General features: G+C 69.7%; 18 protein-coding genes. 15 read left to right on the forward strand and 3 right to left on the reverse strand.

Annotated features, from left to right (window positions below; all coding sequences use genetic code 11):
• Window positions 1-24 precede the first annotated feature (24 nt).
• The 15 genes from Q8N19_RS03650 (at window position 25) to Q8N19_RS03720 (ending at window position 13,078) form a co-directional block, all read left to right on the forward strand.
• Window positions 25-1,017, forward strand: coding sequence for a cation diffusion facilitator family transporter (locus Q8N19_RS03650; RefSeq protein WP_305588274.1), 993 nt, complete (start codon window positions 25-27; stop codon window positions 1,015-1,017).
• Between the two features lie 71 nt (window positions 1,018-1,088).
• Window positions 1,089-1,664 (forward strand): 50S ribosomal protein L21, encoded by a 576-nt coding sequence (rplU, locus tag Q8N19_RS03655; protein ID WP_305588275.1) that lies wholly within the window; start codon window positions 1,089-1,091, stop codon window positions 1,662-1,664.
• 25 nt (window positions 1,665-1,689) lie between these two features.
• Entirely contained in the window at window positions 1,690-1,962 is a 273-nt protein-coding gene (rpmA, locus tag Q8N19_RS03660; protein ID WP_293317373.1) for a 50S ribosomal protein L27, read from the forward strand.
• A 138-nt stretch (window positions 1,963-2,100) separates the two neighbouring features.
• On the forward strand, window positions 2,101-2,637 hold the full coding sequence (locus Q8N19_RS03665) for a GNAT family N-acetyltransferase (protein WP_305588276.1): 537 nt from the start codon (window positions 2,101-2,103) through the stop codon (window positions 2,635-2,637).
• 75 nt (window positions 2,638-2,712) lie between these two features.
• Complete coding sequence (gene obgE, locus Q8N19_RS03670) at window positions 2,713-3,756, forward strand: GTPase ObgE (protein WP_305588277.1); 1,044 nt, start codon at window positions 2,713-2,715, stop codon at window positions 3,754-3,756.
• Window positions 3,744-4,880 carry a glutamate 5-kinase gene (gene proB / locus Q8N19_RS03675; protein ID WP_371133781.1) on the forward strand — a complete coding sequence of 379 codons (1,137 nt, stop codon included), beginning with the start codon at window positions 3,744-3,746 and terminating at the stop codon, window positions 4,878-4,880. Before obgE ends, proB begins: the two co-directional genes overlap by 13 nt.
• 157 nt (window positions 4,881-5,037) lie before the next feature.
• A complete protein-coding gene (locus Q8N19_RS03680; protein ID WP_305588279.1) occupies window positions 5,038-6,537 on the forward strand; it encodes an aldehyde dehydrogenase family protein in 1,500 nt (499 codons plus the stop codon).
• 11 nt (window positions 6,538-6,548) lie between these two features.
• Window positions 6,549-7,208: a nicotinate-nucleotide adenylyltransferase gene (locus tag Q8N19_RS03685; protein ID WP_305588280.1), complete on the forward strand. Its 660-nt coding sequence runs from the start codon at window positions 6,549-6,551 to the stop codon at window positions 7,206-7,208.
• A gap of 77 nt (window positions 7,209-7,285) precedes the next feature.
• On the forward strand, window positions 7,286-7,705 hold the full coding sequence (gene rsfS, locus Q8N19_RS03690) for a ribosome silencing factor (protein WP_305588304.1): 420 nt from the start codon (window positions 7,286-7,288) through the stop codon (window positions 7,703-7,705).
• A 10-nt stretch (window positions 7,706-7,715) separates the two neighbouring features.
• Window positions 7,716-8,180 carry a 23S rRNA (pseudouridine(1915)-N(3))-methyltransferase RlmH gene (gene rlmH / locus Q8N19_RS03695; RefSeq protein WP_305588281.1) on the forward strand — a complete coding sequence of 155 codons (465 nt, stop codon included), beginning with the start codon at window positions 7,716-7,718 and terminating at the stop codon, window positions 8,178-8,180.
• Window positions 8,173-9,075, forward strand: a complete 903-nt coding sequence (locus Q8N19_RS03700) for a murein hydrolase activator EnvC (protein ID WP_305588282.1) — start codon at window positions 8,173-8,175, stop codon at window positions 9,073-9,075. Before rlmH ends, Q8N19_RS03700 begins: the two co-directional genes overlap by 8 nt.
• A 71-nt stretch (window positions 9,076-9,146) precedes the next feature.
• Window positions 9,147-10,535: a S41 family peptidase gene (locus Q8N19_RS03705; protein WP_305588283.1), complete on the forward strand. Its 1,389-nt coding sequence runs from the start codon at window positions 9,147-9,149 to the stop codon at window positions 10,533-10,535.
• A gap of 103 nt (window positions 10,536-10,638) precedes the next feature.
• Entirely contained in the window at window positions 10,639-11,799 is a 1,161-nt protein-coding gene (locus Q8N19_RS03710) for a divergent polysaccharide deacetylase family protein (protein ID WP_305588284.1), read from the forward strand.
• A complete protein-coding gene (locus Q8N19_RS03715) occupies window positions 11,796-12,293 on the forward strand; it encodes an RNA pyrophosphohydrolase (RefSeq protein WP_305588285.1) in 498 nt (165 codons plus the stop codon). The genes Q8N19_RS03710 and Q8N19_RS03715 overlap by 4 nt, the downstream gene beginning before the upstream one ends.
• 29 nt (window positions 12,294-12,322) lie before the next feature.
• Window positions 12,323-13,078 (forward strand): alpha/beta fold hydrolase, encoded by a 756-nt coding sequence (locus Q8N19_RS03720; protein ID WP_305588286.1) that lies wholly within the window; start codon window positions 12,323-12,325, stop codon window positions 13,076-13,078.
• Between the two features lie 33 nt (window positions 13,079-13,111).
• Here Q8N19_RS03720 and Q8N19_RS03725 read toward each other — a convergent pair whose 3' ends face one another.
• From Q8N19_RS03725 to atpD, 3 genes are all read right to left on the reverse strand, one after another.
• A complete protein-coding gene (locus Q8N19_RS03725; protein ID WP_305588287.1) occupies window positions 13,112-13,750 on the reverse strand; it encodes a hypothetical protein in 639 nt (212 codons plus the stop codon).
• Between the two features lie 125 nt (window positions 13,751-13,875).
• Window positions 13,876-14,142: an ATP synthase F1 subunit epsilon gene (locus Q8N19_RS03730; RefSeq protein WP_305588288.1), complete on the reverse strand. Its 267-nt coding sequence runs from the start codon at window positions 14,140-14,142 to the stop codon at window positions 13,876-13,878.
• 5 nt (window positions 14,143-14,147) lie between these two features.
• Window positions 14,148-15,734 (reverse strand): F0F1 ATP synthase subunit beta, encoded by a 1,587-nt coding sequence (atpD, locus tag Q8N19_RS03735; protein WP_305588289.1) that lies wholly within the window; start codon window positions 15,732-15,734, stop codon window positions 14,148-14,150.
• Window positions 15,735-15,744 lie beyond the last annotated feature (10 nt).

Here is a 15,744-nt window from a genome sequence, read left to right on the forward strand (position 1 = left end):
GGGCGCCGCCCCGGAAACGCCCCAGTGTCCAAGGACCAAGAGACAAGGACTGCGACGCCCGCGCCAGGCCCCCTGGACGGCTTCCGCGCCGACCGGGTCTATCTGGGCGCCGATCATGGACGCAACGAGCGGCGAGTCTGGCTGGCGGCGGGCATCTGCGCCCTCACCCTGACCGCCCAGCTGGCCGGCGGCCTGGCCTTCAATTCCATGGCCTTGGTGGCCGGCGGCATCCATATGGCCGCCCATGTGGCCGCGCTCAGCGTGGCCGGCCTCGCCTATCTGCTGGCCCGCCGCTACGCCGCCGACCGGCGTTTCAGCTTCGGGGCAGGCAAGGTGGGCTACCTGGCGGCCTTCGCCAATGCGGTCGCCCTGGGGATCACCGCACTGCTGCTGGCCGGCGAGAGCCTCACCCACTTCAGCGGCGGCGCCGAGACCCACTTTCATGAGGCCTCGCAGCTCGCCGTGGCGGTCCTGGCCGTCAATCTCCTCTGCATGTGGCTGCTGCGCCCGGCCCGGGTCGCGCACGACCGCCAGGACGACGATGACGTCAATCTGCGCGGCGCCCATCTTCACCTGGCCGCCGATGTGGTGGTCTCCATACTCTCTATCGCAGGCCTGCTGGCGGGCGGGCGGCTGGGCTGGACCTGGGCTGATCCGCTGGCGGGGCTGCTTGGCGCCCTGCTGGTGGGCCGTTTCGCCTGGACCCTGGGGACCAGCGCCGGCGCCGTGTTGCTGGACATGACCCCGAGCCCCCGCCTGACCGGCGAGGTCCGCGGGCGGCTGGAGGCCCTGGGGGTCCGGCTGATCGACCTGCATCTCTGGCGTCTGGGGCCTGGCCACCACGCCGCCATCGCCGTGGTGGACGATCCCGAAGGGCGTCCGGCCCAGACATTCCGCGCCCAACTGGCCGACCTGGCCGGTCTCAGCCACCTGACCGTTGAGGTGCGCCACGCCCCGCGGGAAGAGTCCCGGGAATCCCCCGGGCCTGCGTTGACTCACCAGTCTGCGTCTGTATAAGTCCGCGGCTCTCGCCCGCGGGGTTTCTCGCGGGCGTAATCCTTTTTGTATTCAAGTCCAAGGCGCGAACCATGTACGCGGTGATCAAGACCGGCGGCAAACAGTACCGGGTCCAACCTGGTGACCTGCTTGTGGTTGAAAAGCTGGATGGCGAACCCGGCGCGAACGTCGCGTTCGGCGACGTCCTGATGCTGGGCGACGGCGAGACCGTGACCCTCGGCGCCCCCGTGGTGGACGGCGCCAGCGTCGAGGCGACCCTGATCGAAACCCGCAAGGGCGAGAAGGTGAAGATCTTCAAGAAGATCCGTCGCCAGGGCTACCGCCGGACCCGCGGCCATCGCCAGTTCGAGAGCGTCCTGCGCGTCACCTCGATCGCCGGCGTCGGCAAGACCGACAAGTGGGACGGCGAGGTCGACCTGACCCCGAAGTCCGTGTTGGACGCCCGGGCCCGCGGCCTGAGCACCGAAGTCCGCGCGCCGGTCGAGGCCAAGCCGGCCAAGGTCGCCGCTGAGCCCGCCGACGAGGCCGAGGCCCCCAAGGCCGCCGCCAAGCCGAAGGCCGACAAGGCGGCCCCCAAGGCTGACGCGGGCGAAAAGAAGGCTGCGCCGAAGAAGGCCGCCGCCAAGAAGGAATCGGACGCCGAATAGGCGTCCCACGGTTTAGGAGAGCACCATGGCTCACAAGAAATCTGGCGGTTCGTCGCGCAACGGTCGCGACTCGGCTGGCCGTCGCCTCGGCGTAAAGAAGTTCGGCGGCGAAGCTGTGCTGGCCGGCAACATCATCGTGCGCCAGCGCGGCACCAAGTATTACCCGGGCGCAAATGTGGGCATTGGTCGCGACCATACCCTCTTCGCGCTTGAGACCGGCGCGGTGAAGTTCATCACCAAGCGCGACGACCGCACCTATGTGACGGTGGTCCAGGCGGAGATGGCCGCCGCCGAATAGGCGGACCGCCTCTCTCCCGGTTCCGCCTCTCACGCACTGAGGCGGACCGGACAGGAAAACTCCGAACGGGGAGTCCGGCCGCCGGACTCCCCGTTTTCGTTTTCCAAGGGCTCCCGTCAGAGGGGCCGGGAGGATCAGATGAGCATTCCAGCCGACGGGCCGCCCGTCATCGCCACGTCCCGGTTACGGTTGCGCGCGCCCCGGGCCGCCGATGCGCCGAAGATCGCCGCCCTGGCCAATGATCCGGACGTGGCGCGGATGACGACCCGCATGCCGCACCCCTACAGTCTGGCCGACGCCGAGACCTTTCTGGAGGCCTGCGCGAGCCAGGATCCGGCGCGGGAGACCGTGTTCGCCATTGAGCAGGATGGCGAAGGGCTGGTGGGTATGCTGGGTTTTCATCCGGACGAGGACGGCCGCACGGAGCTCGGCTACTGGCTCGGCCGGCCGCACTGGGGCCAGGGCCTGGCCACCGAGGCGGCTGGGGCCGCCCTGGTCTGGGCGGGTCTGGGCTGGAAGCGGCGTTACCTGCTGGCCGGCCACTTCGCCGACAACCCGGCCTCGGGCCAGGTGCTGTGCAAGACCGGCTTTCTCTATACCGGCGACGTGGTCCTGCGCCATTCGCTGGCCCGGGGCGCGCCGGCGCCCACTCGCATGATGGTCTGGCTCGCCTAGCCCATCCCCATCTATGATATCGGGACCCGTCCCGCCGGTCCGACGCCGGCGGGACGGACCCACCCTGGAACGCCGATGAAATTTCTCGACCAGTGCAAGATCTATATCCGCTCAGGGAACGGCGGCGGCGGCGCCGTCTCGTTCCGGCGGGAGAAGTATATCGAGTACGGGGGCCCGGACGGCGGCGACGGCGGCCGGGGCGGCGACGTCTGGATCGAGGCGGTGGACGGCCTCAACACCCTGATCGACTACCGCTACCAGCAGCATTTCAAGGCCGAGACCGGCGAGCACGGCATGGGCCGCAACCGGCACGGCCACGCCGGCGCCGATGTGGTGCTCAAGGTGCCGGTGGGCACTCAGGTGCTGGACGAGGACAAGGAAACCCTGATCGCCGACATGGATCAGGCCGGCCAGCGTCTGCTGCTGCTCAAAGGCGGCAATGGCGGCTGGGGCAATGACCGGTTCAAGGGTCCGATCAATCAGGCGCCACGCCACGCCAATCCCGGCCAGGATGGCGAGGAGCGCTGGATCTGGCTGCGGCTGAAGCTGATCGCCGATGTGGGCCTGGTGGGCCTGCCCAACGCCGGCAAGTCCACCTTCCTGGCGGCGGTCTCGGCGGCCAAGCCGAAGATCGCCGACTATCCCTTCACCACGCTCGCGCCCAATCTTGGGGTTGTCGACCTCTCCACCAACGAGCGCTTCGTCATCGCCGACATTCCGGGCCTGATCGAAGGCGCCTCGGAAGGCGCAGGCCTCGGCACCCGGTTCCTCGGCCATGTGGAGCGCACCGCCGCGCTGATCCACCTGGTGGACGCCACCCAGGACGATGTGGCCGAGGCCTACCGGACCATCCGCCAGGAGTTGGCCGCCTATGGCGAGGGCCTGGAGGACAAGCGGGAAATCCTGGCCCTCAACAAGGTCGACGCCCTGGATGACGAGACCCGCGCGGCCAAGGCCGCCGAGCTGACAGAGGCCGCCGGCCACGCCCCGGCCCTGATCTCCGGGGTTTCCGGCGAAGGGGTGACCGAGGTGCTGCGGGCCGCCTGGGGCCAGGTGCGCGAGCGTCGGGCCGAGGAAAAGGCCGCGGTGGAAGGTCCCGAGCCGGGCTGGGCGCCGTGAGCCCGCTCGCCGGCGCCCACCGCATCGTCGTCAAGGTCGGCTCGGCCCTGCTGGTCGCCGCCGACGGGACGCCTGACCGCGCCTGGCTGAACGCCCTGTGCCTCGACCTCGCCCGCTTGCGGGCCCGGGGACAGCAGGTGCTGATCGTGTCCTCGGGCGCAGTCGCCCTGGGGCGGCGTCGGCTGGGTCTCACCCGCCGGGCGCTCACCCTGCCGGAAAAGCAGGCCGCGGCGGCGGCTGGCCAGTCGGCCCTGATGCGCGCCTGGGAAGAGGCCCTGGAGCCCCACGGCCTGTCGGCGGCCCAGATCCTGCTGACCCGGGACGACACCGAGGTCCGCCGGCGCTGGCTGAACGCCCGCGCCACCGTGGACACCCTGCTGGAGCTGGGCGTCGTGCCGGTGGTCAACGAGAACGACACCGTGGTCACCGAGGAGATCCGCTACGGCGACAATGACCGCCTGGCCGCCCGCGTCGCCCAGATGATCGGCGCCGACGCCCTGGTGCTGCTGTCGGACATCGACGGCCTCTACACGGCCGATCCCCGGCGGGACCCCGCCGCCACCCACATTCCCCGGCTCGCCCAGCTGACCCCGGAGATCGAAGCCATGGCCGGGGGCGCCAACGCCGGCGCAGGCGTCGGCACGGGCGGCATGGCCACCAAGCTGGCCGCGGCCCGGATCGCCCAGTCGGCGGGCTGCGCCACCCTCATCACGCTGGGCTCGCGCGCCGCCCCGCTGGGCGCCGTTGAGAACGGCGCCAAGGCTACGATCATCGAGCCCGCCGTAACCCCCAGCGCCGCCTACAAGGCCTGGATCGCCGGCTCGCTCTCGCCGTCCGGAACCATCCTGGTGGATGAGGGCGCCGCCCGGGCGCTGCAGGCGGGCAAAAGCCTGTTGGCCGCCGGGGTCCGCGGAATCGAGGGACGCTTCGGAAAGGGCGACGCCGTCAGCGTCCGTCTGGAGAGCGGGTCGGAGATTGGCCGCGGCCTCACGCGCTACGACGCCGCGGAGGCTGAGCGGATCTGCGGCCTGCGCTCCGACGCAATCGAGGGCGTGCTGGGCTATACGTCCGGCCCGGTGATCCACGCCGATGATCTGGCCGTGCTGCTGCCTGCGCCCGCCTGAGGCTGCGAGCGCCCTCGCAAGCCTTGAATTGCCCGGTCGCCGAAAGGGGCCTAGGTAAGGCTCATCCTGAGCATAACTGACGGATCGGACGATGGACGGGGCGAGGCCAGACAGGCAGGACCAGCGCGGCGCGCGCCTGACGGCGCTGAGCCCGGGCATGGCCATTCCCTATGGCGGCGATCGCCTGGCGATCGTCGACGACGCCCTCGCCGCCCGCTTCCAGGCCGGCGACCGGCTGATCATCCTGCAGGACACGGGCGACCTGTTGCATGTGCCGGCCGCTGAGCAGGCCATCGCTCAGGAAGCCGTCAGCCGGGCCCAGGCCGCCTTCGCCCGCATGGGGGAAATCGGCGACGACAAGATCAGCGCTTTTTTTGACGCCTTCGCCGCGCGCCTGGCCACGGACTCCGTCTGGGACGCCATCGCCGCGGCCAACGCCGAGGACCTGACCGGCGCGCAGAGCCGGGGCCGTTCCACCACGCGCCTCGCCCTCAGCTGCCAGATGCGTGACGACATGATCGCTGGCCTGCGGGCCTGGCGGGACGCCGCGCCCGCCCGGGGCCGGGTGATTGACGCCGTCGACCATGACGGCTGGCGGGTGGAGCAGGTGACCGCCCCCCTCGGCGTCGTAGCCTTCGTCTTCGAGGGCCGGCCCAATGTGTTCGCCGACGCCACAGGCATGCTGCGGGCCGGCAACACCGTGGTCTTCCGGATCGGCTCCGACGCCCTGCGCACAGCCCGCGCCATTGTCGAGGGCGCCCTGGATCCGGCCCTGGATGAGGCCGGTCTGCCCGCGGGCGCGGCAGTCTTGCTGGATTCCCCGGCCCATGCCGCCGGCTGGGCCATGTTCGCCGACTCCCGGCTTGGCCTGGCGGTCGCCCGCGGCTCAGGCCCTGCGGTCACCCAGCTGGGGGGCGTGGCCCGGCAGGCCGGCGTGCCCGTCAGCCTGCATGGGACCGGCGGCGCCTGGATGACGGCCGACGCCGCGGCTGACCCAGAGCGCCTGTTCGCCGCCGTCTTCCATTCCCTGGACCGCAAGGTCTGCAACACGCTCAACGTCTTCTGCGTCACCCGCGACGCGGCCGAGACCCTCGTCCCCATCTTCCTCTCGGCCCTCGACGCCGCCGCCGCCCGCCGAGGCCACGGGGTGAAGCTGCATGTGGTCGAGGGCGACGAGGCGGTTCTGCCGCAGGCCTGGCGCCTCGCCAGGGTTCAGGTGTCCCGCGCCGAAGGCCTGAGCGACGAGGCCAAGGTCGATCTCCTGCCGCTGGCCGAGCTGGGTCGCGAATGGGAGTGGGAAGAGACGCCCGAGCTGACCCTGAAGGTCGTGGATGACCTCGGCCACGCCATCAGCCTGTTCAACCGCTACAGCCCGCAGTTCTGCGCTAGCCTGATCAGCGAGGACGCCGAGGCCCAGGCCCGCTTCTACGCCAGCCTCAACGCCCCCTTCGTGGGCGACGGCTTCACCCGCTGGGTGGACGGCCAGTATGCGCTGAACAAGCCCGAGCTTGGCCTGTCCAACTGGGAATTCGGCCGGTTGTTCGCCCGGGGCGGCGTGCTGGCCGGCGACGGGGTGTTCACCGTCCGGGCCCGGGTGCGGCAGAGCGACATCCATCTGGATCGCGGCGGGGCGCCCACCCCCGCCCGCCGCGCCTGAGGCCGATCGCCATGTGGTTCGCCGGCCCTGCCCGCCGACTGCCCGCCGCTGGTCGGCCAGGGGCCCTGCGCCTGGGCTTCCACCTGGAGCCGGGGATGCGGGTGGGCCTGTTCGGGGGCTCCTTCAATCCGGCCCATGAGGGACACGCCCATGTGGCCGAGACCGCCCGGCGGCGGCTTGGCCTGGATCTGGTGGTCTGGTTGGTCTCACCGCAGAATCCGCTGAAGTCGGCCCACGAGACCGCACCCCTGGCCACGCGCCTGGCCGGCGCCCAGGCCTTCGCTCGGCAGCGCGGCATGGCCGTCTCCGACGCTGAGACCCGGCTGGGTTCGCGCTACACCATCGATACGGTGCGGGCGCTCAAGGCCCGATTTCCGGGGGTCGATTTCGTCTGGATCATGGGCGCCGACAGCCTGGCGACCTTTCACCGCTGGCGCGGCTGGACCCAGATCATGGCTGAGACGCCGGTGGCCGTGGTCTCGCGGCCCTGGATCTCCCTGAAGAGCCGGACCTCCCCGGCCGCCCGGCGCTTCGCCCGCCACCGGATCGCCTCGGCCCAGGCCCGCCGCCTGCCGGGCCTGGCCCCGCCAGCCTGGGTCTTCCTCCGCGGGCCATTGAATTTCCAGTCCTCCACCGCCCTGCGCGAACGGATGCGACCCACCGACCTGTGACATCTGCACATGGCCCCTGACCGGGGCGCTCAATCGTGCTATGATGGTCTTTGCGTGGACTTTAGAGGAGTTTCCCGCTGAATAGTGAAGCCGCGCAGCGCGCGCAGGAGACCGCCGGCTCAGCCGTCGGATCCTCGGACGTCCAGGCCAGAATCGAGGCCCTGGAGCAACTTATACTGAGCCGCCTCGACGAGGATCAGGCCCAGGACGTGGTGGTCATCGACCTGACGGGCAAGAGTGCGGTGGCCGATGGGCTGATCGTGGCTTCTGGCCGGTCGCAGCGTCATGTGGGCGCCATCGCCGATCACCTGCTGCGCGCCCTCAAGGAGCATGGCTATGGCCGCGCCCGGGTCGAGGGCATGCCGCACTGTGACTGGGTGTTGATCGACACCGGCGACATCATCGTCCACCTGTTCCGTCCCGAAGTCCGCAGCTTCTACAATATCGAGAAGATCTGGTCCCTGGACGCTTCGGGCCACGCCGTCCCCACATCCTGACGAGGCGGACTTGCGGGTCGTGATCCTCGCCGTGGGCCGTCTGGCCCGCGCGCCGGAGACCGAGCTCGTGCGCCTCTATGCCGACCGCGCCACCGCCGCGGGCCGGGCCCTGGGCCTTGGTCCGGTTGAGATCGTCGAGGTGGAAGGCCGCAAGCCCGGCAAGGCCGCCGAGGCCGAGGCCCTGCGCCCTCATTTCAAGGACGCCCACGTCCTGGTCTGTGACGAGCATGGCCAGTCGCGGACCTCCCGGGCCTTCGCCGAGGAGATCGCCCGCCTGCGGGATGACGGAACCCGGCGGCTCGTCCTGGTGATCGGCGGCGCGGACGGCCTCGATCCGGCCCTGATGGGCGAGGCCCAGGGACGGATGGCCTTTGGTCCCCAGACCTGGCCCCACGCCCTGGTCCGGGCCATGCTCGCTGAGCAGGTTTATCGCGCCGTCACCATCCTGGCCGGGAGCCCCTACCATCGTGACTGAGGCCTGGGTTCAAGCGCGCGGCAGAGCTGTCACAGGGCTGATCCTGGCCATGGGTCTGGCCGGCGTGAGCCTCGTCGTCGCCGTCGCCGCCCCGGCCGGCGGGCTGCGGCTGGAGACCCTGGACGCCCGTGAGCAGGCCCTCAACGCCGAACGCGGCGAGAACGACAACCAGCTCGCCCGCCTGCTGTCGGTCCTGCAGCAGTTGCGCCAGGACCCGCCGCCGGCCTTGCTTGTGAAACCCGATGACGCCCGTGACGCGGTGCGGGCCGCCATACTCGTCAAGGCCATGACGCCGGAGCTGCAACGCCGCGCCATGGTCTACGCCGCCGAGGCCACCGATCTTGCCCGGCAGCGGCGCCTGGCAGCGGTCGCCAGCGAGAGCCTGTTCACCGCAGAGAGCGAGCGCGCCGAGGCCAGGCCTACGCCTGAGGCGGTGGATCCGAGCGGCGCGGCCCTGCGAGGCTACGCCACGGCCCCGGCGGAGGGTCTGTTCGACGGCCCCCTGCAAGCGCCTGAAATTCTATTGCCCCCGGCTGAGGGGGCGGTGACCCACAAGTTCGGCGAGGCCCTGCATGGAACAGCAAGGCATCAGGGACAGACGATCCTCACCGCTCGGGGCGCCCGTGTACAAAGTCCGGGCGCCGGGCTGGTGCAGTATGTGGGACCGGTGCGTGGATGGGGCGTCATCTTGATCTTAAGGATGAGCGGTGGATACCATCTGGTTCTGGCGGGCCTCGATCGCGTGAGCGTCGAGGTCGGGCAGACGGTGGCGGCGGGCGCGCCGGTGGGCTGGATGGCCGACGACGGCGCAACGTCCTCGGAACTCTATCTTGAGGTCCGCGAGAAGGGCGCGCCGGTGGACCCTGCGCGCTGGCTAAAAAAAGAAGCGGGCTGACCCGCTCGTGGGGACTACAGACGCGCATGGCGGCATCAAATCGCCGCAAAGGGAGCCTTAAGGCTAGGGCTATGAAGCAGTATCTGATGATCGGCGCGGCGGCCTTCGTCCTCGGGGCGGGCTCCATGGCCTATGTGAGCCAGCAGGCCCAGGCCTCGGCCCAGCAGCCAAAGGCCCAGACCTATCGGATGCTGGAGCTGTTCGGCGATGTCCTGGACACAGTCGAGCGGCAGTACGTCACTGACGTCGACCAGAGCAAGCTGATCGAGTCGGCCATCGACGGCATGCTCACCTCGCTTGACCCCCACTCGGGCTATCTGAACCGGGAGAGCTTCGACGAGATGCGTGACCAGACCCGCGGCGCCTACGGCGGTCTGGGCATCGAGGTCACCAGCGAGGATGGCGTGGTCAAGGTGATCTCGCCCATGGACGGCACCCCCGCCTTCAAGGCCGGCATCAAGGCCGGCGACTACATCACCGCCGTGGACGGCGCCAGCGTGCTGGGCATGACCGTCAGCGAGGCGGTCAAGCAGATGCGCGGCAAGCCCGGCGAGCCGGTGGTCCTGAGCATCGCCCGGGAAAAGAGCGAACCCTTCGACGTGACCGTCGTGCGGGAAATCATCGAGCCCAAGTCCGCCGTGGCGCGGATGGAGGGGGACTACGGCTTCCTGCGGGTCTCGGCCTTCAACGAACGCACCACCGATGAGGCCGAGCGGGTCTTCACCGAACTGCGCGCCGCCAATCCGCAGATGAAGGGGCTGATCCTCGACCTGCGCAACAACCCTGGCGGCCTGCTCGACCAGGCCGTGGGCCTGTCGGACCTGTTCCTGGAAGGGGGCGAGATCGTCTCCCAGCGGGGCCGCAACGCCCGCGACGTGGAACGTTACAACGCCCGTCCCGGCGACATCGCCGAGGGTCTGCCGATCGTGGTGCTGATCAATACCGGCTCGGCCTCGGCGGCCGAGATCGTCGCTGGCGCCCTGCAGGACCGCAAGCGCGCCGAACTGGTCGGGCTGACCAGCTTCGGCAAGGGCTCGGTGCAAACCGTGATCCCCCTGCGTGGCGGCATGGACGGGGCGCTGAAGCTCACCACGGCCCGCTATTACACGCCGTCGGGCCGTTCCATCCAGCAGACCGGGATTGAGCCGGACCTGGAGGTGGCCGCCAGCCGGACCGAGGCCCAGGCCATCGCCAACCGGGCCTTCCAGTTCAGCGAGGCCTCCCTGCGCAACGCCCTGACCGCCGGCGAGGGCCAGTCTCGCCGGGGCGCCCACGAACCGGCCGAAGCTCCGCCGGAATCCTTCGACGAGGAGAAGGACTTCCAGCTGGTGCGGGCGCAGGACGTGCTGAAGTACGGCTCAGTCGCCGCGACGCCCAAGCTGCCCAAGCCGGAGGCCCGTCTGGCCGAGGTGATCGGCGCCGGCCGCGACAAGGTGGCGACGGCGCCCAAGGCCAACTGATCCGCGTCCTGAGGCCTTCCCCCGGGACCGCTTAAGGTGTTCGTTAACCATGTTCGCGCAGAACCGGGGCTAGGCTGGTCTGCAGGATAGGGTTCGGCGAGCCATGGCGAAGTTTTCCAAGAAGAGCCTGACGCCGGCCACGGCGTCACCCAAGCCCGGCGGCGCAGGCGCCCTTGGCCATGTCCGCATGGCCCTCGCCAACCCCTATATCAGCGCCAGCGGCGCGGCCCTGCTGTTCCTCCTGACCCTAACAGCCCTGGTCATGATCATCGGTGACCCCAAGGCGGGCGCGCCGGTCATTCGCCTGCCATTGGCCCAGGCCGTAGTGGCCGCCGCCCCGCCCGGCTGGCGCGAGGCGCTTACCGCGGACGGATCTGGTCCAGGGGTGGTCGAGGAAGTCTTCGAACTCTCGGAAACCCCCATCCCCGACGCTGAGGCCATGGGTGAGGCGGTGATCACCATGCCGGGCGCCTCGGCCGCCCGCAGTCACCAGCCCCTGCCGCCGGCGCCGATCGCGGGGCTGCACAATCAGGGGCCCAATGGCCCCCTGCCGGTGATCGCCGCCAATGGCCGGACACCGGCCCAGGCCTATGCCCGCCCCTTTCAGTCCAACGGCAAGCCCAAGGTCAGTCTGATCGTTGGCGGCCTGGGCCTGAACAGCCGAGCGACTCGCGAGGCCATCGAGACCCTGCCTGGCGAGATCACCCTGTCCTTCGTGCCCTATGCCGAAGGTCTGCAGGGCTGGATCGATCTGGCCCGGGAACATGGCCATGAAGTGCTGCTCGAGACGCCCATGGAGCCTGTGGACTATCCCGACAATGATCCGGGTCCCTATACCCTGCTGGCCAGTTCCGGTCCGGCCGAGACCAGCCGACGGCTGGAGTGGCTGCTGTCGCGGGCCACCGGATACTTCGGCCTGACCAACTATCTGGGCTCCCGCTTCCTCAATTCCGATCCAGCCATGGCGGCCTTCACGACGGTGTTGAAGACCCGCGGCCTGGCCTTCATCGATGATGGCCAGGCGGCCGGCCGCGGGCTTGGGATTCCGCGGGCCTCGGCAGGGCGGATCATCGACGATCAGCTCTCGAGCGAGGCTATCGACCAGCAGCTGCTGGCCCTGGAGGCCCAGGCGCTGCAGAACGGCCAGGCCCTGGGCTCGGGCTTCGCCTATCCCCTGACCATCGCCCAGGTGGCCCAGTGGACCCAGGCCGTGGAGTCCAGGGGCTATCAGCTCGCGCCAGCCTCGGCCCTGACCCGCCGATGAGCTCAGAACCTGACCTGCCCGAGCGCCTGGCGCCCTATCGTCCCAATGTCGGGGTGACCCTGTTCCGCCCTGACGGCCGGGTCTGGATCGGCCGCCGCGCCGGAACGCCTGGGCCGCACAACTGGCAGTTTCCGCAAGGGGGCGTCGACGCCGGCGAGGATCTGCAGGAAGCCGCCCTCCGGGAGCTGGCCGAGGAGACCGGGGTGCGGTCGGTGACGGTGCTGGGGCGCACTGACGGCTGGCTGACCTATGACTTCCCACCTGAGCACGCGGGCTCGCCCATCGGCCGCAGTTGGAAAGGCCAGCGACAGGTCTGGTTCGCCCTTCGCTTTGACGGGGATGACGAGGAGATCGATCTGGAAGCCCATCCACCGGCTGAATTCGACGCTTGGCGCTGGGGACGTCTTTCGGAGACCCCCCAAATCGTGGCGCCGTTCAAGCAGGCCATATACAGACAGGTCGTGGAGGCCTTCGCGGTCTTCGCCGCCGGCTGAGCAAGGCCCTTCGGACTCCGGGGAACAACATGGCCGCACCCGTCATCATGGTGCACGGCGCCTTCTGCGGCGACTGGACCTTCGAGGCTTTCGAGGCCCCCTTCATTGCTGCGGGGCATGCGGTCCTCCGCCCGGCCCTGCGGGGCCATGGGATGGGGGACGCCGCCTCAGCGGTGGTGAGCGTGTCGATGCTCGACTATGCCGCCGACATCGCTGAGCTCTGCCGCAGCCAGGCTGAGCCGCCCGTTCTGGTGGGCCATTCCATGGGCGGCCTTGTCAGTCTGCTGGCCGCGCGCCGGGCGCCGGTGGCCGGGCTGGTGCTGCTGGCCCCCTCGCCGCCCTGGGGGGTCGCCGGCTGGTCCCTGGAGGAAGGCGTGACCGCCTTCGGGCTTCACCTGATGGGACCCTTCTGGAGCCAGGCGGTGACGCCGGACCGGAACCTGATGCTGCGCTACAGCCTCGACCGGCTGGCGCCCGGCGACCGGCGACCCATCCTTGAGCGGCTGTGTCCGGAGAGCGGGCGGGCCTTGTGGGAGACCCTGAACTGGTGGCTGGATCCGATGATGACCACGAGCCTCGGGGGACAGACGACGGCCCCCGCCCTGGTGATGGTCGGCGAAAAGGACGTGGTGCACCCCCCCGCCACGGCGCGTCTGACCGCCAGCCGTATCGGGGCTGAGCTGGAGGTGCAGCCGCAGATGAGCCACTGGCTGCCGGGGGAGCCGGGGTGGCAGGCGGTGGCCGGGCGGGCCCTGACCTGGATCCAGGCCAGGGCCGCCAGCTGACATCCGGACCCGGCCGCCAGGGCCGGGCCAGCCTTAGAAGCTGCGCTCGCTGAACAGCAGCGTCGCCTGGTCGTAGCGACGGTCAAGCGGGGTGTCGTCGGGGTTCTTCAGCTGAACAAAGACGAGGCCGGTAGATTCGGCGTCGGTGAAATGCTCCCAGGCCAGGGTGATGCGCTTCACATTGTCCGGCCCCACGGCGAAGTCGTTACGCTGCAGGCGCAGGCGGGGCTGCTGCAGGAAGGCCCAGATGTTCAGGGCGTCGACGATGGGCTCTTCGGCGCCGACGGCATAGTTGATCTGCACATTGCAGACATTGTCGTTGGCGCCCTTGGGCAGGACGGAGATGACGTAGTTGCGGTCGCCGCCAAGACCCAGCTGGTAGCTGCCGGAGCGGCGGTCACGGCGCATGCCAAGATCCTGAGCGACCTGCTCGACAGTCTTGCCCTCGCGCACCATGGGCAGGCAGGCGCGGGTCAGGACTGAGAGCACCGTGGCGCCATCGCCCGAGGTGGGCAGGGTCGGCGGGGGCTCGGCAGGCGCTGCGGCTGGGGCCACAGGCTCCGCCGGCGCGGCGGGCGCGGCGACGGCGTCAGGCGCAGGCCCGGCGTCCTGGGCGAGGGCGGGGCTAGAGAGCCCGGCGATCAGGAGGAGGCTGGCGATGACGGTGCGCATGAGTGTTTCCCTGACTTGATGCTCCGTTCGGAGCTTGTCGGCATCACACTAAAGCCCGGCCGTCACTGCAATAGCTGTCACGCGCGTTTTACGAGTCAACAGGCGGGCTGGTCGCCTGACAGGCGTCAGACGACCGCGGGGGCCGCCTGTTCAGCCAGGATGGTGAGACCGGTGGCGGTGACGTCGGCGAAGCCGCCCTTCACCTCATAGATGGTCTCACGTCCCTCGTTGCGCACGATCACCCGACCCTCGCGCAGGGTGGCCATGAAGGGGGCGTGGCCGGCCAGGACCCCGAAGTCACCTTCGGTTCCCGGCGCGTCCACCTGATCGACCAGTCCGGAATAGAGTTCCCGTTCCGGCGAGACGAGGGAGAAGTGCAGCTTGTCCGCCATGATCCCTAGGCTTCCGACGCGAGCTTCTCGGCCTTGGCCACCGCATCCTCGATGGTGCCGACATTGTAGAAGGCCGGCTCAGGCAGGTGGTCGTACTCGCCGTCGCAGAGCGCCTTGAACGAGCGGATGGTGTCTTCCAGGCTGTCGAAGATGCCGGGCGTGTTGGTGAACTGCTCGGCCACGTGGAAGGGCTGCGACAGGAAGCGCTGGATCTTCCGGGCGCGGGCCACGATCAGCTTGTCCTCTTCCGACAGCTCATCCATGCCCAGGATGGCGATGATGTCCTTCAGCGCCTTGTACTGCTGCAGGATCTCCTGGACCCGACGGGCCACGGCGTAGTGCTCCTCGCCGATCACCAGGGGGTCCATGATCCGCGAGGTGGAGTCCAGCGGGTCCACGGCCGGGAAGATGGCCTGGGCGGCGATGTCGCGGCTCAACACGGTGGTGGCGTCAAGGTGGGCGAAGGAGGTGGCCGGAGCCGGGTCGGTCAGGTCGTCGGCGGGCACGTAGATGGCCTGGACCGAGGTGATCGACCCCTTGTTGGTGGAGGTGATGCGCTCCTGCTGTTTGCCCATCTCGGTGGCCAGCGTCGGCTGATAGCCCACGGCCGAGGGGATGCGGCCCAGCAGAGCCGACACTTCCGAACCCGCCTGGGTGAAGCGGAAGATGTTGTCGATGAAGAGCAGCACGTCTTTGCCCTCTTCGTCGCGGAAGTACTCCGCCTGGGCCAGGCCGGTCAGGGCGACCCGGGCGCGGGCGCCGGGGGGCTCGTTCATCTGGCCGTAGACCAGGGCGCAACGGGAGTCGCCGCCGCCTCCAGGCTGGTTCACGCCGGACTCGATCATCTCGTGATAGAGGTCGTTGCCCTCGCGGGTGCGCTCACCCACGCCCGCCAGAACCGAATAACCGCCATAGGCCTTAGCGATGTTGTTGATCAGCTCCTGCATGGTCACGGTCTTGCCCACGCCGGCGCCGCCGAACAGGCCGATCTTGCCGCCCTTGGTGTAGGGGCAGAGCAGGTCGATGACCTTAATCCCGGTGACCAGGATTTCGGCCGAGGTCGACTGCTCGGCGAAGGAGGGCGCCTCACGGTGGATGACGCTGGTCATGGTGGTCTGGATCGGACCGCCTTCATCGATCGGCGCGCCGATGACGTTCATGATCCGGCCGAGCGTACCCGGACCCACCGGAACGGTGATGCCGGCGCCGGTGTCGGTCACAGGCTGGCCGCGGGTCAGACCCTCGGTGGTGTCCATGGCGATGGTGCGGACGGTGTTCTCGCCCAGGTGCTGAGCGACCTCCAGGACCAGGCGGAAGGGCTCGCCGGTGCGCTGGTCGGTGTTGGTGGTCTCAAGGGCGTTCAGGATCGCCGGCAGGTGGCCGACGAACTCGACGTCGACGACGGCGCCGATGACCTGGCTGATCTTGCCGGTGGCCACCGCCGCAGCAGCGGTCGGCGCCTGGTCGCCGGCGGCGGGGGCGGCGGTCTTCTTGGCCGCGGTCTTGCGAGCCGGGGCCTTGGCGGGCGCCGCAGCGTCCGCAGCCACGGTGGCGGCCGGCGTATTGGCGGGAGCCTTCGGGGTCGTAGCCATGGTGCTGTTC

Source organism: Phenylobacterium sp., assembly GCF_030693405.1.
GTDB lineage: Bacteria > Pseudomonadota > Alphaproteobacteria > Caulobacterales > Caulobacteraceae > Phenylobacterium.

Excerpts from the sequence above, each read along its gene's own strand:
- rplU (WP_305588275.1), top strand. The coding sequence starts at position 1,089 with ATGTACGCGGTGATCAAGACCGGCGGCAAACAGTACCGGGTCCAACCT.
- rpmA (WP_293317373.1), top strand. The coding sequence starts at position 1,690 with ATGGCTCACAAGAAATCTGGCGGTTCGTCGCGCAACGGTCGCGACTCG.
- Q8N19_RS03665 (WP_305588276.1), top strand. The coding sequence starts at position 2,101 with ATGAGCATTCCAGCCGACGGGCCGCCCGTCATCGCCACGTCCCGGTTA.
- obgE (WP_305588277.1), top strand. The coding sequence starts at position 2,713 with ATGAAATTTCTCGACCAGTGCAAGATCTATATCCGCTCAGGGAACGGC.
- Q8N19_RS03680 (WP_305588279.1), top strand. The coding sequence starts at position 5,038 with ATGGCCATTCCCTATGGCGGCGATCGCCTGGCGATCGTCGACGACGCC.
- Q8N19_RS03685 (WP_305588280.1), top strand. The coding sequence starts at position 6,549 with ATGTGGTTCGCCGGCCCTGCCCGCCGACTGCCCGCCGCTGGTCGGCCA.
- Q8N19_RS03705 (WP_305588283.1), top strand. The coding sequence starts at position 9,147 with ATGAAGCAGTATCTGATGATCGGCGCGGCGGCCTTCGTCCTCGGGGCG.
- Q8N19_RS03710 (WP_305588284.1), top strand. The coding sequence starts at position 10,639 with ATGGCGAAGTTTTCCAAGAAGAGCCTGACGCCGGCCACGGCGTCACCC.
- Q8N19_RS03715 (WP_305588285.1), top strand. The coding sequence starts at position 11,796 with ATGAGCTCAGAACCTGACCTGCCCGAGCGCCTGGCGCCCTATCGTCCC.
- Q8N19_RS03720 (WP_305588286.1), top strand. The coding sequence starts at position 12,323 with ATGGCCGCACCCGTCATCATGGTGCACGGCGCCTTCTGCGGCGACTGG.
- Q8N19_RS03725 (WP_305588287.1), bottom strand. The coding sequence starts at position 13,750 with ATGCGCACCGTCATCGCCAGCCTCCTCCTGATCGCCGGGCTCTCTAGC.
- Q8N19_RS03730 (WP_305588288.1), bottom strand. The coding sequence starts at position 14,142 with ATGGCGGACAAGCTGCACTTCTCCCTCGTCTCGCCGGAACGGGAACTC.
- atpD (WP_305588289.1), bottom strand. The coding sequence starts at position 15,734 with ATGGCTACGACCCCGAAGGCTCCCGCCAATACGCCGGCCGCCACCGTG.